19 protein-coding genes are annotated in these 21,563 nt (G+C 61.9%); 17 read left to right on the top strand and 2 right to left on the bottom strand.

The features are described from left to right. Window positions 1–79: 79 nt before the first annotated feature. From benA to aztD, 8 genes are all read left to right on the top strand, one after another. On the top strand, window positions 80–1,477 hold the full coding sequence (gene benA / locus YH3_RS14680) for a benzoate 1,2-dioxygenase large subunit (protein ID WP_064443640.1): 1,398 nt from the start codon (window positions 80–82) through the stop codon (window positions 1,475–1,477). Window positions 1,478–1,488: 11 nt separating this feature from the next. Next, a complete protein-coding gene (gene benB / locus YH3_RS14675; protein ID WP_003939939.1) occupies window positions 1,489–1,998 on the top strand; it encodes a benzoate 1,2-dioxygenase small subunit in 510 nt (169 codons plus the stop codon). A gap of 31 nt (window positions 1,999–2,029) precedes the next feature. Next, window positions 2,030–3,583, top strand: coding sequence for a benzoate 1,2-dioxygenase electron transfer component BenC (gene benC, locus YH3_RS14670; RefSeq protein WP_050656062.1), 1,554 nt, complete (start codon window positions 2,030–2,032; stop codon window positions 3,581–3,583). After that, the gene (locus tag YH3_RS14665; RefSeq protein ID WP_064443639.1) at window positions 3,580–4,362 is read left to right on the top strand and encodes a 1,6-dihydroxycyclohexa-2,4-diene-1-carboxylate dehydrogenase; all 783 of its coding nucleotides are present in this window, start codon (window positions 3,580–3,582) and stop codon (window positions 4,360–4,362) included. Before benC ends, YH3_RS14665 begins: the two co-directional genes overlap by 4 nt. 44 nt (window positions 4,363–4,406) lie before the next feature. Further along, window positions 4,407–5,792, top strand: coding sequence for an aromatic acid/H+ symport family MFS transporter (locus YH3_RS14660; protein WP_050656064.1), 1,386 nt, complete (start codon window positions 4,407–4,409; stop codon window positions 5,790–5,792). Then, window positions 5,789–8,491 carry a helix-turn-helix transcriptional regulator gene (locus YH3_RS14655; protein ID WP_050656065.1) on the top strand — a complete coding sequence of 901 codons (2,703 nt, stop codon included), beginning with the start codon at window positions 5,789–5,791 and terminating at the stop codon, window positions 8,489–8,491. The genes YH3_RS14660 and YH3_RS14655 overlap by 4 nt, the downstream gene beginning before the upstream one ends. 4 nt (window positions 8,492–8,495) lie before the next feature. Then, window positions 8,496–9,740: a benzoate/H(+) symporter BenE family transporter gene (locus YH3_RS14650; RefSeq protein ID WP_054188474.1), complete on the top strand. Its 1,245-nt coding sequence runs from the start codon at window positions 8,496–8,498 to the stop codon at window positions 9,738–9,740. 62 nt (window positions 9,741–9,802) lie between these two features. Next, window positions 9,803–11,050 (top strand): zinc metallochaperone AztD, encoded by a 1,248-nt coding sequence (gene aztD / locus YH3_RS14645; protein ID WP_064443638.1) that lies wholly within the window; start codon window positions 9,803–9,805, stop codon window positions 11,048–11,050. A 383-nt stretch (window positions 11,051–11,433) separates the two neighbouring features. Here aztD and YH3_RS14640 read toward each other — a convergent pair whose 3' ends face one another. Next, window positions 11,434–11,901, bottom strand: coding sequence for a VOC family protein (locus YH3_RS14640; protein ID WP_007729793.1), 468 nt, complete (start codon window positions 11,899–11,901; stop codon window positions 11,434–11,436). A gap of 102 nt (window positions 11,902–12,003) precedes the next feature. Between YH3_RS14640 and YH3_RS14635 the strand changes: the two genes are divergently transcribed. From YH3_RS14635 to YH3_RS14610, 6 genes are all read left to right on the top strand, one after another. Beyond that, window positions 12,004–12,975 (top strand): YafY family protein, encoded by a 972-nt coding sequence (locus YH3_RS14635; RefSeq protein WP_007729795.1) that lies wholly within the window; start codon window positions 12,004–12,006, stop codon window positions 12,973–12,975. A 121-nt stretch (window positions 12,976–13,096) separates the two neighbouring features. Further along, entirely contained in the window at window positions 13,097–14,302 is a 1,206-nt protein-coding gene (locus tag YH3_RS14630; RefSeq protein WP_042447245.1) for an MFS transporter, read from the top strand. A gap of 102 nt (window positions 14,303–14,404) precedes the next feature. Next, entirely contained in the window at window positions 14,405–15,073 is a 669-nt protein-coding gene (locus tag YH3_RS14625; protein ID WP_064443637.1) for a FadR/GntR family transcriptional regulator, read from the top strand. 21 nt (window positions 15,074–15,094) lie between these two features. Further along, the gene (locus tag YH3_RS14620) at window positions 15,095–15,523 is read left to right on the top strand and encodes a hypothetical protein (RefSeq protein ID WP_228401410.1); all 429 of its coding nucleotides are present in this window, start codon (window positions 15,095–15,097) and stop codon (window positions 15,521–15,523) included. 120 nt (window positions 15,524–15,643) lie between these two features. Beyond that, window positions 15,644–17,005 carry an HNH endonuclease signature motif containing protein gene (locus YH3_RS14615; protein WP_064443636.1) on the top strand — a complete coding sequence of 454 codons (1,362 nt, stop codon included), beginning with the start codon at window positions 15,644–15,646 and terminating at the stop codon, window positions 17,003–17,005. A 99-nt stretch (window positions 17,006–17,104) separates the two neighbouring features. Beyond that, window positions 17,105–17,653 carry an SMI1/KNR4 family protein gene (locus YH3_RS14610; protein WP_238592618.1) on the top strand — a complete coding sequence of 183 codons (549 nt, stop codon included), beginning with the start codon at window positions 17,105–17,107 and terminating at the stop codon, window positions 17,651–17,653. Window positions 17,654–17,666: 13 nt separating this feature from the next. On the opposite strand, the gene YH3_RS14605 is transcribed toward YH3_RS14610, so the two are convergent. Continuing rightward, window positions 17,667–18,548, bottom strand: a complete 882-nt coding sequence (locus YH3_RS14605; RefSeq protein ID WP_047269436.1) for a DUF4190 domain-containing protein — start codon at window positions 18,546–18,548, stop codon at window positions 17,667–17,669. 175 nt (window positions 18,549–18,723) lie between these two features. On the opposite strand from YH3_RS14605, the gene YH3_RS14600 reads away from it, so the two are divergent. From YH3_RS14600 to YH3_RS14590, 3 genes are all read left to right on the top strand, one after another. Continuing rightward, window positions 18,724–19,428, top strand: a complete 705-nt coding sequence (locus YH3_RS14600; protein WP_064443635.1) for a TetR/AcrR family transcriptional regulator — start codon at window positions 18,724–18,726, stop codon at window positions 19,426–19,428. Next, window positions 19,425–20,162, top strand: a complete 738-nt coding sequence (locus YH3_RS14595) for an SDR family oxidoreductase (protein WP_064443634.1) — start codon at window positions 19,425–19,427, stop codon at window positions 20,160–20,162. The genes YH3_RS14600 and YH3_RS14595 overlap by 4 nt, the downstream gene beginning before the upstream one ends. Before the next feature lie 82 nt (window positions 20,163–20,244). Further along, window positions 20,245–21,552 carry a serine hydrolase gene (locus YH3_RS14590; protein ID WP_050655984.1) on the top strand — a complete coding sequence of 436 codons (1,308 nt, stop codon included), beginning with the start codon at window positions 20,245–20,247 and terminating at the stop codon, window positions 21,550–21,552. The last annotated feature ends 11 nt before the right edge of the window (window positions 21,553–21,563 follow it).

The following is a 21,563-nucleotide window of genomic DNA, read 5'->3' as shown; positions in this document are numbered from 1 at the left end:
CGGAAAGCGGGTCCCACCGATTTGGTCCGACAGCCCTCGGCTTTCTCGGTAGGCGCCCACTCTTATCTGGAGGACACCCATGACGGATATGTTGGATGCTGCCCGCGGCACCGACCAGTTCGCGAACATCCGCGCCGTCCTCGACGACGCGCTCGTCGAGGAGCCGGAGACCGGCCGCTACCAGGTGCGGCGCAGCGTCTTCACGGACGAGCAACTGTTCGAACTCGAGATGACGCACATCTTCGAAGGCAATTGGATCTACCTCGCGCACGAGAGCCAGATCCCGAACGTCGGCGACTACTTCACCACCTACATGGGCCGTCAGCCCATTGTGATCACCCGCAACAAGGACGGCGAATTGGGTGCGCTGATCAACGCATGCAGCCACCGCGGTGCGATGCTCTGTCGCCGTAAGACCGACAACCGAACCACCTTCACCTGCCCGTTCCACGGCTGGACCTTCAACAACAGCGGAAAACTCCTCAAGGCCAAGGACGCTCGCACCGGTGGCTATCCGGAGCAGTTCAACAAAGACGGCTCACACGACCTGACCAGGGTGGCGCGGTTCGAGAACTATCGCGGCTTCCTCTTCGGCAGCCTCAACCCCGACGTGCTGCCACTCGAAGAGCACCTCGGTGACACCACGAAGGTCATCGACATGATCGTCGATCAGTCACCTGACGGAGTCGAAGTTCTGCGCGGTGCATCCACCTACACCTACGACGGCAACTGGAAGTTGCAGACCGAGAACGGTGCCGACGGCTACCACGTGTCTTCGACGCACTGGAACTACGCCGCTACCACCGCTCGCCGCACCGCCGGTGAATCGTCCAACGAGACCAAAGCCATGGACGCCGGCACCTGGGGGAAGCAGGGCGGTGGATACTTCTCCTACGACTACGGCCACCTCCTGCTCTGGATGTGGTGGGGCAATCCCGAGGACCGACCCCTGTTCGAACGCAAAGCAGAACTGGAGGCTCAGTTCGGTTCCAAGAAGGCCGAATTCATGGTCGGTGCGTCGAGGAACCTCTGCCTGTACCCGAACGTCTACCTCATGGATCAATTCAGCAGCCAGATCCGGCACTTCCGTCCGATCTCCGTGGACCAGACCGAAGTCACCATCTACTGCATCGCGCCCAAGGGAGAGAGCGCCGAAGCGCGCAGCAACCGCATCCGTCAGTACGAGGACTTCTTCAATGCCAGCGGTATGGCCACCCCGGACGATCTCGAAGAGTTCCGTTCCTGCCAGAAGACCTACCAGGCAGCCGGCGCCCCGTGGAACGACCTCAGCCGTGGCGTCACACACCAGATTCCCGGTCCGAACGACGTCGCGAAGGATCTCGGCATGAATCGCGTGCTCTCGAGCGGAGCCAAGACCGAGGACGAAGGCTTGTATCCCATTCAGCACGGGTACTGGCGCGACGCCATGCTTGCGGCCGTAGATGCCGAGCAAGCCGCTTCCAACCGGACCATCTGAGGACGATCACCATGACTGTCACCACCACCAATGCCGTCGCCCTCGAAACAGTGCAGCAGTTTCTCTACCGTGAGGCTCGCTATCTGGACGATCGCGAGTTCGAGAAGTGGATCGAGTGCTACCACCCCGATTCCGAGTACTGGATGCCCGCATGGGCGGACGACGGCGAGCTGACCACGGACCCGGCCGCAGAGATCTCCCTGATCTACTACCCGAATCGCGGCGGTATCGAGGACCGCGTGTTCCGAATCAGGACTGACCGTTCCAGCGCGACAAGCCTTCCCGAGCCCCGCACCGGTCACAACATCACCAACGTGGAAGTGATCGAAGAACGCGGCTTCGTCGTCGACGTCCGCTTCAATTGGTTCACGCTGTACTTCCGCTACAACACAGTCGACACCTACTTCGGCACCTCGCACTACACGATCGACTTCTCGGGCGAGCAGCCGTTGATCATGAAGAAGAAGGTAGTCCTCAAGAACGACTACATCCATCACGTGGTCGACATCTACCACTTCTGACACGACTTCCCTTCGAATCGAGCTGTTTCCCATGAGCATTCAAGCTGCGCCGACCTTTCAAGTAGCCCTGAGTTTCGAAGACGGCATCACCCGCTTCGTCGAATGCAACACCGACGAGACCGTCGCGGACGCGTCGTACCGCGCACGAATCAACATTCCGCTCGACTGCCGCGACGGAGCATGTGGCACCTGCAAATCACTCTGTGAGTCAGGTACTTTCGATGCCGGCGACTACATCGAGGAGGCCCTGACGGACGACGAGGCCGAGCAGGGATACTGCCTTCCGTGCCAGATGGTGCCGGAATCTGATCTCGTGCTGCAGATTCCCACCACGTCGGCGGTCGCCAAGACCACTGCCGGTTCGTACACGTCCACCATCACCGAGATCATTCGCCATTCGGATTCCACGGTGGGTTTCACCGTCGCAGTCGACAACCGCGCAGATCTGGTCTTCCTCCCCGGTCAGTACGTGAACATCCTCGTTCCCGGAACCGAAGCGACGCGGTCGTACTCGTTCAGCTCCGGCCCTGAGGTCGAGTCGGCGTCGTTCCTGGTCAAGATCACCCCGGGTGGTCTGATGTCCGAGTATCTCAGTCAGCGCGCGCAGGTAGGCGACACTCTCGAATTGACCGGACCGATGGGTAGCTTCTTCCTCCGGTCAGGTCAACGGAGAGCCCTACTGCTTGCCGGCGGAACCGGCTTGGCCCCGCTGCTCTCCATACTGGAGAAGATGCGTACCGAAAGCTCCACTCGGCCCGTCCATCTGGTCTACGGCGTCAGCTCCGACACCGATCTCGTCGAACTCGACAAACTGCACGACTACGCGGAGTCTCTACCCCAGTTCACCTTCGACTACTGCGTATCCGATCCCGACAGCACAGCACCGAACAAGGGCTATGTCACGGGCTTGATCGAGCCCGATCACCTCGACGACGGCAACGTAGACGTCTACCTGTGCGGCCCGCCGCCGATGGTCGAAGCCGTACGTCTGCACTTCAAGGACGTATCGATCACACCCACGAACTTCTACTTCGAAAAGTTCAACAATGCGGCAGCACCGGCTGATTCACCGGCAGCCTCGGCCGAAGAATCAGCTGCCGGCACGTACGAGATCGGTGAAGAACATCTGCCGGTCGCGGAGTCGGACGCACAGTTCGACGCTCGGATGGCACTCGAACTCGGAGCAATGGAACTCACGATCGGCCGCCTCACTCCAGCACAGTTGACGGAGTACCGCATTCTGGCGGAGAACTCGGCTGCTTCCATCGACCGCGATCACTTCACGGACGCAGCGGCATTCACCGAAACCAATGCCCTGTTCCACGACTTCCTCTTCCGCTGCACCGGAAACGAAGTGCTCCTGCAGGCATACCACCGTCTCGAGGTCACACAACTGATGAACCGAGTGCTCCGCACCGCCGATTGGGTGGACGAACATGTCGCGGAGGATCACTCACGTATCGTGAGTGCATTCGAGCAGAATGATCGCGCCGCGGCCCGTGATCTGATCGTCCAGCACAGCGAACACGCCAAGTCGACGATGCACCGCGCCATCACTGACGCTCGGGAAAGTGTGGCGTCGTGAGCACGAGATTCTTCGCCGGCCGGTTCGACGACCGGGTCGTGGTCGTCACCGGAGCGGCTCAGGGGATCGGGCGCAGCGTTGCCGAAAGAGTTTCCGCAGAAGGCGGTTCCGTCGCGCTTGTGGATCGAGCTGAATTGGTTCACGACATTGCGACACCGCTGGAGCGTTCCCATTCGGTGACCGCGGATCTCGAGACGTTCGAAGGCGCCCAGAATGCAATAGATTCCGCATTGGAGCGCTTCGGACGCATCGACGTCCTGGTCAACAACGTCGGTGGGACCATCTGGGCCAAACCCTACGAGCACTACACGCCGCAGCAGATACAAGCCGAGGTCGCACGATCACTGTTCCCCACGCTCTGGACGTGTCGCGCCGTACTGCCCCATCTGATCGAGCAGGCGAGCGGCACCATCGTCAACGTCTCCTCGGTCGCCACCCGCGGTGTCAACCGTGTTCCTTACGCGGCGGCCAAGGGCGGGGTCAGCGCGATCACCGCTGCACTGGCGATGGAAGTCGCGCAGTACGGAATACGCGTCGTGGCAACCGCTCCCGGCGGAACCGAGGCGCCACCACGCGTCGTGGCACGCGGACCGGGTGCCGAGACCGACGAGGAGAAGGCCTGGTACCAGCAGATCGTCGACCAGACCGTCGACTCGTCGCTACTCAAGCGTTACGGCACCCTGGACGAACAGGCTGCTGCTATCACTTTCCTTGCCTCCGAAGAGGCTTCGTATGTCACCGGAACGGTTCTGCCCGTCGCCGGTGGCGACCTCGGCTGAATCCAGCCTCCCCCGATTCCTGATCTCTCGAACGGAGATTCGCCATGTCCTCGATCGAACGTGGTTCCTGGGCCAGTGCCCGCCATCGCTCGTCAGTGTTGTGGGTGGTCACCATCGCCGCCATTGCCATTCTGTTCGACGGATACGACCTGGTCGTGTACGGCACGATCCTGCCCGTACTCATGGACGACCCCAGCCATATCGGCACCTTGACCGCATCTCAGGCCGGCGCGTTGGGTTCGTATGCACTCGTCGGAGTGATGGTCGGCGCACTGACGTGTGGAGCGATCGGCGATCACTTCGGTCGCCGAAAGATGATGCTGGTCAACATCATCTGGTTCTCGGTCGGAATGGCACTGGCAGCGTTCGCCACCAGCATCACCACTTTCGGTCTGCTGCGGTTCTTCACCGGCATCGGTGTCGGTGGGCTTGTCGCCACCGCCGGAGCCATGATTGCCGAGTTCGCGCCGCCGGGACGCCGCAATCTGTTCAACGCCATCGTCTACAGCGGTGTCCCGGCCGGTGGCGTCATGGCTTCCGTCCTGGCGATCGTTCTCCGTGATTCCATCGGATGGCGCGGACTGTTCCTCATCGGCGCCCTGCCATTGGTGTTCCTGTTCCCACTCGCCTGGTTCAAACTGCCCGAGTCTCCCGCGTGGCTGATTGCTCGCGGACGTGTCGAGGAAGCTCGCGCCATTTCCTCGAAAACCGGAATTCCATTGCCTGTCGGTACAGATCGACCCAACGACGCCGTAGCCGAGAAGGTCGGCTTCCGAGCGTTGGCGAGCAGACAATATGTCTGGGGCACCGCGCTTCTCGGCCTCATGAGCTTCGCCGGCCTCCTCCTGACCTACGGACTGAACACCTGGCTGCCCAAGATCATGGAAAACGCGGGATACAACGCGAAGGGTTCGCTCTCGTTCCTGTTGGTACTCAACGGCGGTGCCATCATCGGTGGACTTCTCGCCTCCAAGATCGCAGACGTAACCGGTCCACAGCGGGTTGTCGCAACCACCTTCGGCCTGGCCGCACTCGCCCTGCTCCTGTTCACATTCGGGTTCCCGCTTCCCGTACTCCTCGCCTCCGTTGCCATCGCGGGTGTCGGAACCATCGGTACTCAGGTTCTGATCTACGGATTCGTGTCCAACTACTATTCGACGGCCGCTCGGGCCGCAGGTGTCGCGTGGTGCGCCGGATTCGGACGTCTGGGCGGGATATTCGGGCCACTGATCGGCGGAAGTTTGATCAGCGCCGGAATCAGTTCCGAATCGGCGTTCTACGTCTTCGCCGGCATCGCGGTGATTGGCGCCATCGTCACCTTCTTCGTGCCGAAGCAAGCACCCGACCTGGGTGCCACTGCACTTCGATCCGATGGAGACCGTGCCGAAAAGGAAACCCGTGGTGAGCCCGGCGTTACGGTAGTCGGGTGACACTTCGTGACCTGTTGCTCGGCCGAGAACGCGAGCTCGCCGTTCTCGGCCGAGCCTTGGCCGCGGCAGAGACAGGAGTGCCGACTCTCGTGCTGGTCGAGGGCGATGCCGGTAGCGGTAAGTCCACTCTCGTCGACCGGTTCGCCGAAATCTCTTCCGCTCATACGCTCCGCCGCGCTCGTGGGCTGGAGTGGGAATCGAACACTGCCTTCGGAGTAATCGAACAACTACTCGAACGTCCGGTTTCCAACTCGGACCCGGTCGCCGTTGCACACGAGATCGTCGACGCAGCGGAGCAACTGACCCTGATCGTCGTCGACGATGCCCATCACAGCGATGTCAGCTCGCTTCAGGCAATCACCTCCGCCCTCCATCGAGGCCGAACGGCACCACTGCTGTTCGTCCTCGTCGCCGAGGAAACGCCGTTCCTGCGCGAGGATGTCAGGCAGATTCTCGACCTGCACTGGTCGACGCGTTTGCACATCAGCCCGATCGACGCACCCGTCATCATCGACATCGCGCGCATGCGAAGCGGAATCGACCTCAGCTCCGGCGTCGCGCTTGCCCTTCAGGACTTCACCGCGGGCAACACACTCGACATCGTCTCGCTTCTCGACGAGCTGCCACCTACCTATTGGACCCAGTGGCACCGAACTTTGCCCGTCCCTCGCCATCGTGCAGTGTCGATCGCCGCCGCCCTCGCTACGTGTTCGGCGGGAGCACGAACGTTGATCGAAGCCGCAGCAGTTGTCGGGCGCAGCACGACGTTGTCGCATCTTGCTCAGCTAGCCGAAATCGACGACGTGGTCGGCGCCTTGGACAGCGCCTTTGCCAGCGGCCTCCTTTCTGTCCACGAGCAGCGCGGCAGCACCGAGGTGTCACTGAGCAGCACGATGGTCACGGCCGCAGTGCGCGGGGCGTTGGGACCCGCGCACTTGCATCTGCTGCACACACGCGCAGCCGAGATCGCTTGGGGAGAAGGTGAACGGCTTTTCCACCTTGCCGCTGCCAGCACCACCCATGACGAGGACCTCGCCGCCGAACTCGTTGCGTACGCATCACTACGAGCATCCGACGGCGCGTGGTCGGAAGTCGCCGACGCCATGGTCACGGCAAGCCGTCTCACGACGGCCCGAACCGAACACGAGGACCGACTGCTCCGCGGAGTCGACGCGCTGACCGGATCGGGTGACATCCCCCGCGCCATGGTCTTCGTGCCGGAGATCGAGAGTATTTCGCGCGGGCCTCTCCGCGACGCCGTCCTCGGCTACCTCGCCATCCATAGAGGGCGACCGACCGAGGCCGCCGATCTTCTGACCAGAGCGTGGGACAGCTGCAGCGTGGATCGTGAGCCAGGCATCGCTGCGATGATCGCCCAACGAATGGTCCTGCATTCTCTGGCTCGGCTCGATGGCACGGCGCTCGTCGAGTGGGTTGACCGCGCAGTCGAATTGGTGGGCCCTTCTGATCCCGCAGCAGTGGAGTCCGAAGCGATCAAGGGTCTCGGGCTCGGCGCTACCGGAAGAACCGAGAATGCGCTCGCGGCATACGCCGAACTCTCCGATCGTGTCCGCCCCGGAGCCCAAGCACAGCGCTTCCAGATGGGACGCGGATGGCTCGAGCTTGCGTTGGACCACCCGGAGTCCGCTAGACGCGACCTCGAAAGCGCGGTGTCCACAGAGTTTTCCAGTGGTTCGGCAAGAATCTCACTGTGGGCACAGGCCTGGCTCGCCCGCACTCAATTCGCTCTCGGCGCCTGGGACGAAGCGCTCTCGACCGTCGAGGGCGCCGGTGCCGAGGTGGATCGGTTCGAGATCGAGATCATCCGGCCGTTGGTCCACTGGTCGGGAGCACAGATTCACGCTCTGCGCGGCAACTGGGAACTGGCCCGTGACCATGTGCGACGTGCGTACGCCGGCATTCACGCCTACGAAATCATGTATGTTCCTGCACTTCTCGCCAGGGCCCAGGTTGCCGAGGCCGCCGCCGACTACGCCGAAGTTCTGGTGGCGCTGGCTCCGCTCACCTCGAGCAAGGCGCAACAATGGCTCGACGAGCCGGGCTTCTGGCCGTGGGTCGATCTCTACGCCAATGCATTGGTCATGGTCGGGCGAGCTGATGATGCCGACGCCTTTCTGCAACCACACGAGCAGACCGCACGACGTCGGGAGCACCGCTCAGCTGCGGCACGTCTCGGCTACGTTCGCGGCCGGATCCACGGCGCACGGGGCGAACTCGACTTGGCAAGAGAAAGTTTCGATGCTGCACTACTCGGCATCGAGACGCTGCCGCTCCCCTACGACCGAGCCCGAATCAATTTTGCCTACGGCCAAACTCTCCGCCGGGCCGGGAAACGCGCGGAGGCCGACGTCGTCCTCCGCGCCGCCCGCGAGCTGTATCACTCGTTGGGCGCCGCTACTTACGTCGAGCGCTGCGAGCGCGAACTCCGCGCGGGCGGGTTGAACCTCTCGCGGACGGAGAAGGGAATCACCGACCTGACCCCGCAAGAACGAGCCGTCGCCGACCTTGTCGCAGCGGGCAAGTCCAACAAGGAAGCTGCCGGCGAATTGTTCCTCTCCGTCAAGACCATTCAATATCATCTCACGCGCGCGTACGCGAAACTCGGACTGCGATCACGGAGCGAACTCGCGGCTTTGTTCCGCGACCGAGGGCTTTCGGATCCGCATCAGGAGAACTGAGAACATGCCGGACACTACGACGACCGCGCCCGTTCGCGTCGTCACCGAGCCACTCCCCCAACCGCTCTACGGCCCGAAGCGGGTCTTGCGCGACTTCGGCGGAACGTCCATTGCCAACGGAATCATCGGCATCGTCTTCTCGGCCACCGGGCCGGTGGCGGTCATTCTCGCTGCGGGGTTGGCGGGTGGACTGAGTCAAGCCCAATTGGCCTCTTGGCTTTTCGGTGCCTTCTTCGTCAACGGCATTCTCACCATCACGGCTTCCTGGCTGTACCGGCAGCCGCTGGCCTTCTTCTGGACGATTCCCGGAACCGTTGTCGTCGGAGCGTCGTTGGAGCATCTGCCGTGGGAGCAAGTGCTCGGAGCGTTCTTCGCGACCGGCGCCCTGATCTTGCTGTTGGGATTGACAGGGTGGGTCACACCGATCATGGCCGCATTACCCTTGCCCATCGTAATGGCAATGGTGGCAGGCGTTTTCCTTCATTTCGGAACGGATTTGGTCGAAGCGCCCGCCCACGACGCGGTGATCGCCCTGCCGATGATCGCCACCTTTGTCGCTCTGAGCGTGTTCGCCAAGCTGGGAAGATTCGTTCCGCCCGTTCTCGGCGCGTTGATCGTCGGCGTGGTCGTGATACTCGCGGCCGGAAGATTCAACTCCGCCGGCGACGCGCACGAGTGGCTGGCGCATCCGATGCTGACCACGCCAACCTGGTCTTGGCAGGCGATGATCGAACTGGTTGTACCGCTGGCGATCACAGTCGTCGTCGTGCAGAACGGCCAAGGAATCGCAGTCCTCCGCGCAGCGGGTCATCAACCGCCGATCGGGGCAGCAACGGTTGCCTGCGGTGTGTTCTCTCTCGTGAACGCGGCGGTGGGTTGTGTCTCGACGTGCCTTACCGGGCCGACGAACGCATTGCTCACGGCGTCGGGAGAGCGGACACGCCAATACACCGCCGGAATCTTCTGCGGCTTACTCGCCGTCGTCTTCGGACTGTTCGCCCCGACTTTCGTCGCGATGATGTTGGGAACTCCGACGGCATTCATCGTCACTCTGGGTGGTCTGGCCATGCTCAAGGCCTTACAGGGAGCCTTCGTGACCGCATTCGGCGGGAAATTCACCTTCGGCGCTTTGATCGCGTTCCTCGTGACGATCTCCGACATCGAACTACTCAATATCGGAGCCGCTTTCTGGGGACTCGTCTTCGGGGTCATCGCCTCGCGCATGCTCGAACGAGCCGACTACACCTGACATGCGAATATTCGCATACTCGACTTTGACAATCATTTACATTAAGCAGTAGATCTATACCCATGCACCTCAATACCCGCATGTCGCGGCGCCTCACCCTTGCCACATCAGTGGGCCTCTCACTCGCCCTCGTTACGGGTTGCTCGTCCGACAACAAGGACTCCGCCCAGTCCGAAACCACGACCACGACGTCGGCCGCACCAACCGAACAGGCCTCGGCAACACCACGTCTCGCCGTGTCGTACGACGGCGGCGTCCTGGTGCTGGATGCAACTTCCCTCGACGTGGTCGGCGAGACCGAGATCGACGGCTTCACCCGACTCAACCCGGCCGGCGACGGTCGCCACGTCATGATCTCGTCGGGTGAGGCGTTCAAGGTGCTCGACACCGGCACGTGGTCTTCGGCTCACGGTGATCATTCTCATTACTACACAGCCGATCCCGCGATGTCCGAGGTCGAGTTTGCAGCCAACGAACCCGGACACGTTGTACGCCATGCCGGAAAAACCGTTCTCTTCAACGACGGCTCGGGACTCGTCGAGATCTTCGATCCGGCGCAGTTGGCAAAACGCCAACCCCGCGTCGAGACGTACACCACGCCAGAACCCCATCACGGCGTTGCGGTCGCACTTGCCGACGGCAGCCTGTTGACGACCATCGGAAATTCGGAGTCCCGCAACGGCATTGCCATCCTCGATGCCGACCGCAAGGAAATCCTGCGCAACGAACAGTGCCCCGGTGTCCACGGCGAAGCAGTCGCTGCCGGCGAAGCCATCGTGCTGGGCTGCCAGGACGGGTTGCTCGTGTACAAGAACGGAGCGATCACCAAGGTCCAGAGTCCGGATGCATACGGCCGCATCGGAAATCAGGCAGGCTCGGAGGAGTCGGACATCGTGCTGGGTGATTACAAGACCGACAAGGACGCCGAACTCGAACGTCCGCAACGGGTCTCGCTGACCAACACGACGACGTCCGAACTCAAGCTCGTCGACCTCGGCACCAGCTACACCTTCCGCTCACTCGGCCGCGGACCACACGGAGAGGCACTGGTGCTCGGCACCGACGGCGCCATCCACGTCATCGACCCGAACACCGGCGTCGTCACCAAGAAGATCGCCGTCATAGACGCATGGACCGAGCCCACCAAGTGGCAAGAGCCCAGGCCCGCGCTCTTCGTAGAAGACCACACCGCTTACGTCACCGACCCCGCGTCGAAGAAGCTGATCGCAGTCGACCTCGAGGACGGCAGCATCCTGACCGAGACCACTCTCGATCACGCCCCGAACGAATTGACCGGTGTCACCGGCTGATTCAGATCCTCACCTCAGGCCCCCATCTCACACCGAGATGAGGGCCTGAGCCGTTCTCGTGCTTCGCCTACTGACCAGGGAATCTCATACCCAGGCAATCCTCGAGGTGCTACGACGCGCGCCTCAGAGAATCGAAGCCGTTGTCGCCAGCTCTGCTGGAGCTGAGCGATGAGCAGGATCACGATTGACCGCGGCACAAGTCAGCATGGAATAACTCCGTGTGGAGGTTCGTTGGAGATGGTGTCGGTGTTCGGTTCTTTGCCCCGGGTACCACCCCAGAATTGCCACTTCGAGTGGCCACTTGCCGAGAGGCGCAAGACGGGCACCGACGCGCTGGAGCCGCTGGACACCTTTCGGTGCCAGCGGCTTTGTCGTCTGAATGATCAGGCCGGGTTTTCGCCGGCAGCGACGTCGAGGATCCACGTCACCCCGAACGCATCGGTGAGCATGCCGAAACCGGGGCTCCACGCCGCGGCGGCAAGACCCTCGATGATCGATGCACCAGCAGAGAGTTTGGCCCAGTAGTTCTGCACCTCTTCGAGGGTTTCACCGCGAACCGAGACGAAGAACGGTTGGTCGGTGATCGTGGTGCCGTTCTCGCGGTGTGTCGAGCCTGCGTTGCCGGCCGAGCCGCCCGACTGTCCAGGGATGTCGTATGCCATCACACAGAAGCCGTCCTCTGTCTCCACCTGGCCGAACACGACGTTCTCAGCGCCGGGCACCTCCTTGGGCATCCCGAAGTCGCCGTAGGTTGCGATCGTGACCTGGCCACCGAAGACGGACTGGTAGAACTCCAGAGCCGCGCGGGCGTCTCCGCGGAAGTTGAGGTGGGTCGTTGTCTTGATGCTCATGTCTGCTCCTGGTGCGAACGTCGCTCGGGTTTTCCCTGACGACGTCGACTCTCACAGCCGTATAGGACTGTTTTCGTCCTAGACTCGTCGTAGTCTCACCGCATGGCGACCACCACTCGACTCTTGAATCTGCTGTCCCTCTTGCAGACGAGACGCGACTGGCCGGGCGCTCTACTCGCCGAGCGGCTCGACATCAGCCATCGCACGGTCCGCCGCGATATCGACCGGCTCAGGGAGATGGGTTACCGCATTGCGGCGACCATGGGCCCGGACGGCGGATACCGACTCGACGCCGGCAGCGAGCTGCCACCCCTGCTGTTCGACGACGATCAGGTCATCGCACTGGCAGTTGCGCTGCAGGCGGCGACGCTGACCGGCGTCGGTATCGAAGAGGATGCGGTTCGAGCGTTGACCACTGTGCGGCAAGTGATGCCGTCGCGTCTGCGCCATCGCCTCGACGCGCTCACGTTCACCACGATTTCGGCCGGTTCCGGCGACGCAGACTCCGTGTCCCCAGAGGTGCTCGTAGCGATTTCCGCTGCAGTCCGCGGTCGCGAGGTGTTCCGCTTCGATTACTCGAACGACCACTCAAACAACAGCGAAATAACACCCCCGCGCCGAGTGGAGCCGCATCATCTGGTGACCTCCAAGCGTCGCTGGTATCTCGTCGCGTGGGATCTCGCGCGAGACGACTGGCGAATCTTCCGCGCCGATCGCATCACCCCACGCACCCCGAACGGTCCCCGGTTCACGCCGAAGGAAATCCCCGGCGGCGACGTCAGCGAATACGTGTCCGCGCGCTTCAAAGGATCGGAACATATCAACAATTGGCCGTGCCATGGCAAGGTCGTTCTCCATCGACCAGCCAGTTATGTTCTTCCCTTTGTCGGGGAAGGCATCGTCGAAGATCTTGGCCCCGAGCAGTGCAGTCTCGAAGCCGGATCATGGTCTTGGACGGCGCTGGCAGCCTCCTTCAACCGATTCGACACCGACATCGATGTCGTCGGCCCGGCAGAACTTACCCACGCTTTCGCGCAACTCGCCGCCCGCAACGCCGCGACTGCTGAGAGTTAGTCAGTCGTCTCGAATGAGATCCAGGTCTCCAACGCAACCGTGCGCCCGCGGGTTCGTGATAGCTTTCAAGTCCTCAGAGGACCTGAGGACTTGAAAGCTGAACGAAGGGATGCCCAAGGAGATGAAGAAGGGGCAAGTTGCATTTCTCACCGGCACACACGTCGTGAACGATCTGTACCAGGGGGCTGTGCCTGCGCTGTTGCCGTTCATGATGCTCGAACGCGGATATTCCTATTCCGCGGTCGCCGGAATCACGCTCGCCGCGACCGGACTATCCAGTGTCGTGCAACCTGCATTCGGCATGCTGGTCGATCGAAAGAGCCGAAACTGGCTGGTACCCACAGGTTTTGTGACGGCCGCAGCAGGCATTGTCGTGGCAGCGATGAGCACCACCTACATCGTCACTTGGCTGGCAATTGCCGTGGCCGGCATCGGCATCGCCGCATACCATCCTCCCGCCACAAATTTGGCACGCGCGGCTGGAGGTCATTCACAGAAAGCCATGAGCGTGTTCTCCGTGGGCGGTACGTTGGGCGCCTCGCTGGCGCCACCGTTTGTCACGCTCGTGGTTGGCTCACTCGGTTTGTCCGGCGGCTATCTACTCGCAGTTCCTGCAGTGGTGGCGGCTATTTGGTGGATGGTCGCCCAGTCGCGATCGGCCAACACGGGTGCGGCCGAGTCAGCCCAGTCGTTGAGTGCGCAACTGGCAGCGAACGGTCCCGTGTCAGACGATTGGCGCTCGTTCACACGACTCGTGCTGGTAACGGTCTGTTGGTCAATTCCGTACGTGACCACTCTGTCGTTGGTCTCACCGTTCGTGCTCAACGCACTGAACGGATCGTCCTCGAGCGCTGCAATCGTGTTGTCCTCCTTCACATTGGCAGGAGCGGCCGGAACGCTACTGGGAGGAGTCCTCGCGGACCGTCGTGGTCGACGCGCATCCATCCGACTCGGCTACCTGCTTGCGGTACCTTCACTGGCACTGCTCGCTGCCGCCCCGCACGTCGCAGTTGCCGAATTGGGAATCGTCTGTCTCGGATTTGCTATGTTCCTGCCCTTCGCGCCACAGGTGACATTGGCGCAGGACTACCTACCGAATCGCCCCGGCACAGCAAGTGGGGTGACGCTCGGACTCGCGATGTCCGTGGGGGGCATCGCATCTCCGCTGTTCGGCTACCTGGCAGATCACTTCGGACCGCGCATGGCGATCGGGGCGACAACTGCAGTGCTGTTCGTCGGCGCCGTCATCGCATTCACCTTGCGCGATCGACGACTCGACCCGGAAGACGAGACGGAGCGCGAACTGGACGTCATCGCCCTTCGATAAACCGAAAGACGGCCCCGTAGTCTGAAGATTCATCGGAGGACATGAAGTATTACTCGGTGAGCCGCTCCATTGCGGTTCACCGAGTCAGTCAGGAGCAGTCACATGGCAGTGCGCCAGATCAAGCAGCAGTCGCTGGTACAGAAAGCCGCGGACGAACTTGCGCGCCTCATCGGCGACGGCGAGTGGCCGGTCGGGACCAAAATCCCGAACGAACAGGATCTGAGCACACTCCTCGGAGTCGGGCGTTCGACCGGCAGAGAGGCCGTTCGCGCACTGATTGCGTCAGGCCAGCTCTACTCGCATCAAGGGTCCGGCACCTACGTCATGTCCTCGACACCGGTCACAGAACTCGAGCGAGAACTCAAACGCTCGGACCGCCGCGAAGTCTACGAAGTACGCAGACTCCTGGAAGTGGAAGCGGGCCGCCTGGCTGCCATGCGCCGAACTTCGGCCGACGTCGATCTGTTACACGCAGCACTCGAAGCCCGTGAAAATGCCTCGACACCAACAGAATTTGTCGACGCTGACATGGAACTACATCGCGCCGTGGTGAATGCTGCGCACAACAGCGTGTTGTCGATGGTGTTCGATTCATTCATCGAAACGCTCCGCAACTCGGCCCTGGACGTGATCACCGACGTCGCGGCGCGAGACCCCGAATCGATCGACGACGAAGCCGCTGCCCACCGAGATCTAGTAGAAGCCATCGTCGCGGGTGATGCCGACGCTGCCAGCGCGGCAACGCGCAGGAACATGGACGGGCTCGACTGACCCTCTCTATCGTTGTCAGGCATGACGTCCACATCGCTCCCTCCACGGGGTCTCCGGATCGGTCTGTCCGCCATCGCGTGGCTAAACCTGCTCTCTGCGCTCGTAGGAATGGCGGGCCTGACGATCGGCGGCGGGATGGGCCTGCCTCCTGAGTGGATCGAGGGAACCGTCTTCCCTTCGTATTTCTGGCCCGGAATCCTCCTCGGCGTTGTCGTCGGAGGCATCCAGGCCGCCGCGCTCTTCGCTCAGCACAACAGGTTCCGTCTGACGTGGGGCCTGCACGCGGCCGCCGGCCTGACCATGATGATCTGGATCTTCGTCGAGATCGCCATCGTTCTCGCCTGGTCGCCGCTGCAGGGCATCTTCTTCACCACCGGACTAGTCCAGACGATCCTCGCCGTTCTCGCACTCGGCGCCTGGCCTCACCCCTTCCTCCAACGAGTCGAGTAATGACGGAACCTGTTCTCGAACAACAGAATCACGACGGCCGGGCCCACCTCACCTTCTCGAAAAAGCCCTTGACTCGAAAGTATGTTCGAGTATGATGGGAGGTGAAACGGGGGGGTTCTCATGACGATCAACATCACCGACGATGCCGTCACCGACGTGGTCAACAACTCCGCCGTGGGTGTGCGCGGACGATTGTGGCGGCTTCACCCCAGCGACGTCCGCGAGATCGCCATCACCGCGTCAGCGGAAATCCTTCGCCTGGAAGCCATTCGAGTGGCCGCTGTCGACACCCTGACGTTGAACCCGGACGAACAAGTACTCTGCTACCGCGGCACCGGACAATGGCTCGCGAACCACACCATGCTGCAGATCTCCGCCGGCAGAAGAATCGCAGCCCTGGGCAAAGCGCTACGCTCATTTCCCGAGATCGAAGACCAATTCGATGCCGGTGACCTCACTTTCGAGCACGCAGCACTGATCGTGGCGTTCTGCGAATCCCCACCCAAGGCAATGCCCGACGCCGCACTACCGTACTGCCGCGACACACTCCTCGCCGCAGCATCGGGAACCGAAGCAACCACCGTCAAACTGCGCTACGCCATCAGCGTCCTCGAGCACATGTTCGAATCCGACGACCCACCACCAAGCGAAGACACCGACCGCAACGAACTGCGCATCTCCCCCACCCTCAACGGAAGAGTCGCCGTCCGAGGCGATTTCGACGGAGTGACCGGCGAAATGCTTCTCTCCGCCCTCTCCAACCTCTCCATGCCCACCCCCGCCGAAGACGGCACACCCGACAAACGACCCGCCGCCACACGCAACGCAGACGCCATGGCAGAACTCATCCGACGCTACCTCGACAACGCTGCCACCGGCATCGACGGCGGCCAACGCCCACACCTGAACGTGCACATCAACGCCAAAGACCTGGCCTACCACCGTGAATGCGCCACAACGAGTGATGGCTCAACACCTGTCCCCTCCGAGGACGACGATCCCGGCATGCTCGATCTCGACTTTCACGATCTCGACAAACAAGATCTCGATGTCGGCCACATGCCCTGGATGGGACCACTGAGCGTCGGCCGCACCCGCATGATCGCCTGTGACTGCATGCTCTCCAGCGTCCTCCTCGACGGAAACGGTGCCCCACTCGACGTCACCCCACTCAAAAGGCTTGTCACCGCAGCACAACGAACCGCACTGATCGCCCGCGACAAAGGCTGCGCCTTCCCCGGCTGCGACTGCGTCCCCGCCTGGACCGACGCCCACCACATCAAACACTGGGCCAAAGGAGGACCAACCGTCATGGACAACCTGGTCCTACTCTGCCGAACCCACCACACCCTGATGCACCGAAAACCCGGATTCACCGGCAAATGGGAAATCCGAATGGGCACCGATCACCTGCCCTGGTTCATCCCACCACCGGGCATCGACCCCGACCGGAAACCCCGCCGCTCCACCACACGACTCTGAACCCGGAGGTCACCGAGCAAACGCCTCGGTGACCCATTCCGGCGTGCTTCGATAGCCGGAAAGGGCGGCACGGTATCCCCTATTGCTAGCGTTGAGGGTGTGTTTGCACAGGGAACCAACGCGCTGACGGTAGACGGCCGACCGACGCTCGAGCATATCGATTTTGCCCTTATGGATTCCTATCGATTTCCCGACCGGCAGGGCTTCCCCGATTCATATCGCGCATTCATCAGGCACGCAGGTTGGGCGCGGACCTTCGGACTCTGGCTCATCTATCCGCCCGTCCTTCCCGGATTTGCCGACGGCTGGCAAGGGCGCGCCCGCAACCTCACCGCCCATCTTCATTCGGTCTACAGAGAAGGACAGGATGACGAGTTCGATTGGATGATCGAACCCGACGGCGATTGGTCACTCCCCGACTCGCTGCAGGTTTTCGGATGGAGCGAAAACGGTGACGCCCTCCTGTGGGACACAGCATCACGCGACACCGACGGAGAGTTTCCGGTTTGGGAATCACGCTCGTTCAACTCTCTCCACCGCCTCGGCGGGAGCATCCACGAAGCACTACCGTCCATTCGCACCCGGGCTATGGGCCTGTTCGGACCTCGCACCTCCGACATCGAGCCACTCCAGCCCACCCAACTCTGACGCGCGACCCAAATTATCGATAGGCCGCGGACACAGCCACGAATACGACACCTACGACGACGACCAGCGACAGATAACCGAGAACGAGTCCGGCCACTGCCAATCCTCGCCCACTTTCGCCGGAACGGCGAATCTGGTTCAACGACACATGGCCCACTGGAATAGCAAGAACTCCACCGAAGATTCCAAGTACAAGTGCGACGATGGCCAAGGCATTCGTGCCGACCGCTGGTCGCGCTGGATAACGCGCTTCAAGTTGATCTGCGAGTACCGGAATCCCGTCCGATGTGAAGCCCACTTGTGCAAAAACGGGTCGGCCATCGGCGGTGTAGCCGACCACCCCAGGGAGCGGTGCCGCCACCTGCCTGACAGGCCCGAACGTCGAACGAAGGCTCCTCCCTAACAGCAGCGCCGCGGCCATATACAGCAACAGCCCCGCCACAGATCCGGCTATCCAGGCTCCACGAAACGCCGGCCCGTCGACGTCGAGGATCCTCCCCGCCGCCCTCACACCGGATCCTGCTGCACCGACCGCGATACTCAAATTCACTGCGCCAGGAATAACGGCAAGCATGGCAATGGCACCGACACCAAGCGACAATGCCGGGCCACCGCGACGCCGCCACGCCAACGAACTCATCAGCGCTGCAAACAAAGTCACAGCGGCGCCTAGAAGCCCAGTCACAAATCCGACAACGACTCCCGTCTCGAAGTCCCCACCTAGATGACGAGCAACCCACTGTGCCCAGGCCCGCGCGAATGGCGGCCCGAGCGTCAGCGAGACAACGACCGTTGCAACCGCAACGCACGCCACGACACTGATGACCCGCAGAATCCACCCCAGATAACCGAAATGCGAATTATTTTGCGCAACAGTAGTTTCCGAGTCGATCACCAGGATTCCTTCGTTCAGAGTGTGAGAACAGAACGGCTCTAGCCGTCACTCCACACAGAACCGTGGCCGGACCGGCTCACTCATCTGATCAAGTTCTGGCGCCTGTGTCTGTAGTTCGTTCGCACGACCAAACCGGCGATAGCAACGATTACATAGTTGTGTTAGCGTTGTTTTTATGAGCTCGAGAGCAAAGATTCTGGCCGCGGCAACCGAGCTGCTCAACACCTCCCCCAACGGCGACATATCCACCCGCGCCGTGTGCGAGATGGCCGGCGTCGGCGCCCCCGCGCTCTACCGTCAGTTCGGCGACAAGGACGGTCTGCTCGCAGCCGTCGTCGAGGCGGGCTTCTTCGGATACCTCGAAGGTAAACGCGCTGCGACACCTTCCGATGACCCCGTTGCCGATCTACGGGCCGGCTGGGATGCGCACACCGCCTTCGCGCTCGCGCATCCCGCTCACTACCGCTTGATGCACTCACCTTCCGCCCAGAGCGCCGACACCGCCCTGCAGGCTCAGGCGCTACTTCGATCCGTTCTCCAACGATGCGCTGCGGCAGGTGTTCTGACCGTATCGGTCGACGTGGCTACGCAGATGGTGATGTCCGCCAATGCGGGCGTCGCTCTGATGCTCGTCGTCAGGCCGGAACAGTACCCCGATCCGACGCTGTCACAGCGAGTTCGCGACGGAATCTTCGCGTCCATCATCGACGAATCCGGCGCCCACCCGGAAACCTCACTCAACAGAGTTGCATCTACTCTCGACGCCCAACTGGCCGCCGCAGATTCAACTTCTCTCTCCGCCAACGAAGTCGGCCTACTACGAGAGTGGCTTCGCAAGCTGTCCGATGCAACCGAAACCAGTTCAGGAGTTACATCATGACTGACACCACCACCCGCATCGCCATCGTCACTGGCGCTTCCGGCGGCATCGGGCGAGCGAGTGCCGAGAAGCTCGCCGCCGACGGAATGGCTGTCGCCGTGCACTATTCAGGAAACATTCAACGCGCCCAGGAAACAGCTGACGCCATCGTCGCTGCGGGCGGTCGCGCCATAGCGGTGCATGCGGACGTCGCCGACGAAGGTGAAGTCGCGGCCCTGTTCGATACGGTCGAGGAGGAGTTCGGGGGCATCGACGTCGTCGTCCATGCGGCCGGAATCATGATTCTCTCCACCGTCGCAGAACTGAACTTCGACGATTTCGATCGGATGCATCGGACCAACGTCCGAGGGACCTTCGTGGTCGACCAGCAGGCAGCCAGACGTGTCCGGCGCGGTGGTGCGATCATCAATTTCTCCACCTCCGTGAAGAAGCTGGCATTTCCGACTTATGCCGCGTACGCCGCCACCAAAGGTGCTGTCGACGCGATCACTCTGGTTCTCGCGAAAGAGCTACGGGGACGCGATATCACGGTCAACGCCGTAGCCCCAGGCCCCACGGCCACCGATCTGTTCCTTGACGGGAAAGACGAAGCTACAGTGGAGAACCTGTCCAAGCTGGCTCCCCTGGAACGCCTCGGCACACCGATGGACATCGCGGAGGCTGTCGCATTTCTCGCCGGCCCAGCTCGTTGGGTCAATGGCCAGGTCATCTACGTCAACGGCGGCGTGATTTAGCGAAACCATCGCCTAAGGACCACACCTTGGCAATTCCGACAAAACAGTCAAACCAGTCGACTTTGGTTGTAATGTGCAAACAATGGATAACCAGGATCGAGGGTCCGCCCGGACGTCACGACGACAGTTCATCAGCGTTGCAGGGCTGGCGGCAACCGCGGTCATAACCCTCGCGACCTCCTCGACCGCCGGCGCCGCCGGCCCCACGGCACCCAATCCAGGTTCGCGGGTCGGCGATCCTGCTGAAGCCCAAGCGGTGCAACGCGTCGCAGAGACACTGCTGAACAGCGGCGTTCCCGGCCTTGCCTTCGCTATCGTCAAACCGGATGAGAAGAACCGCAAGGCGAGTGTCACCACTACGTACCACTACGGCCAGGCCGACGTCGAAAACGGCGTGAGAGTCACTCCACGAACGCAATTCGAGATCGCCTCGGAGACCAAGACCTTCACCGCTGCACTACTGGCGAAACTGATCGCTCGGGGAGAAGTCGGATTGGACGACCTGGCGAGCAAGTATTCGGATGGCAACCCGCTGCCGAAAGGCATCGGCGGCGAGGAGATCACGCTTCGCCAACTGGTCACCCACCGTTCCGGCCTGAGCGACGACCCGCCCAATCTTTCGGCGGGGTGTGCCGATCCCACACGATCGTGCACGGACGAGAAGGCGAAGTACACCAGAAATATGCTCTGGAAAGGACTCCAAGACGCCGGCGCCTTGGAGTTCGCCCCCGGTAGCCACTGGCTGTACTCGGACTTCGGGTTCGGACTGCTCGGCACACTGATGGCCGACAAAATCATTCCGGGACAAGAGAAGCCACCATTCGCGGCGGCAGTCGCCCGCGAAATCACCGACCCGCTCGGGATGATGGGTACCGTGATCGAGACCAAAGCAACCGACCTTGCCGTTCCGTACCACCTCGACGGCACACGAGCGCCTCTGTGGAACAACACGGGTGCGATCGCAGGCGGGGGTGGGCTGGTCAGCACCGCCGAGGACATGTCGATCTGGGCTGCAACAACTCTCGGCTACGGAAACAACCCGCTCAAACCAGTCCTGACCTCGATGCTCGAGCAGATCGACACGCAAGCTCCGGAGAATCCTGCATTCGGAATGGGAATGGCGTGGCAGCTCCAACCCCCGACGCCGAACTTCCCACAACGGTTCGCCAAGAAAAACGGAGACAGCTCGGGATCCAACTGCATCACCCTGCTGGTTCCCGACAGCGGCTGGTCGATCACGATTCTGGCGAACGGTGGAAATGCGGCGATGATCGACCCTGCAGCCGTGAACCTGATGCATGATCTGGTTCCGAGACGACCGATATTCGGTAGCTCGACGGGAAGTTCGTCGGGCAGCGACGTCGGCTTCCAGACCGGGTCATTCGGATAGACCCACTTACC

Source organism: Rhodococcus sp. YH3-3, from assembly GCF_001653035.1.
In the GTDB taxonomy this organism is placed as follows: domain Bacteria; phylum Actinomycetota; class Actinomycetes; order Mycobacteriales; family Mycobacteriaceae; genus Rhodococcus_F; species Rhodococcus_F qingshengii.
This window is presented reverse-complemented; position numbering and strand designations above follow the sequence as displayed.

Excerpts from the sequence above, each read along its gene's own strand:
- benA (WP_064443640.1), top strand. The coding sequence starts at position 80 with ATGACGGATATGTTGGATGCTGCCCGCGGCACCGACCAGTTCGCGAAC.
- benB (WP_003939939.1), top strand. The coding sequence starts at position 1,489 with ATGACTGTCACCACCACCAATGCCGTCGCCCTCGAAACAGTGCAGCAG.
- benC (WP_050656062.1), top strand. The coding sequence starts at position 2,030 with ATGAGCATTCAAGCTGCGCCGACCTTTCAAGTAGCCCTGAGTTTCGAA.
- YH3_RS14660 (WP_050656064.1), top strand. The coding sequence starts at position 4,407 with ATGTCCTCGATCGAACGTGGTTCCTGGGCCAGTGCCCGCCATCGCTCG.
- YH3_RS14650 (WP_054188474.1), top strand. The coding sequence starts at position 8,496 with ATGCCGGACACTACGACGACCGCGCCCGTTCGCGTCGTCACCGAGCCA.
- aztD (WP_064443638.1), top strand. The coding sequence starts at position 9,803 with ATGCACCTCAATACCCGCATGTCGCGGCGCCTCACCCTTGCCACATCA.
- YH3_RS14640 (WP_007729793.1), bottom strand. The coding sequence starts at position 11,901 with ATGAGCATCAAGACAACGACCCACCTCAACTTCCGCGGAGACGCCCGC.
- YH3_RS14635 (WP_007729795.1), top strand. The coding sequence starts at position 12,004 with ATGGCGACCACCACTCGACTCTTGAATCTGCTGTCCCTCTTGCAGACG.
- YH3_RS14630 (WP_042447245.1), top strand. The coding sequence starts at position 13,097 with ATGAAGAAGGGGCAAGTTGCATTTCTCACCGGCACACACGTCGTGAAC.
- YH3_RS14625 (WP_064443637.1), top strand. The coding sequence starts at position 14,405 with ATGGCAGTGCGCCAGATCAAGCAGCAGTCGCTGGTACAGAAAGCCGCG.
- YH3_RS14620 (WP_228401410.1), top strand. The coding sequence starts at position 15,095 with ATGACGTCCACATCGCTCCCTCCACGGGGTCTCCGGATCGGTCTGTCC.
- YH3_RS14615 (WP_064443636.1), top strand. The coding sequence starts at position 15,644 with ATGACGATCAACATCACCGACGATGCCGTCACCGACGTGGTCAACAAC.
- YH3_RS14600 (WP_064443635.1), top strand. The coding sequence starts at position 18,724 with ATGAGCTCGAGAGCAAAGATTCTGGCCGCGGCAACCGAGCTGCTCAAC.
- YH3_RS14595 (WP_064443634.1), top strand. The coding sequence starts at position 19,425 with ATGACTGACACCACCACCCGCATCGCCATCGTCACTGGCGCTTCCGGC.
- YH3_RS14590 (WP_050655984.1), top strand. The coding sequence starts at position 20,245 with ATGGATAACCAGGATCGAGGGTCCGCCCGGACGTCACGACGACAGTTC.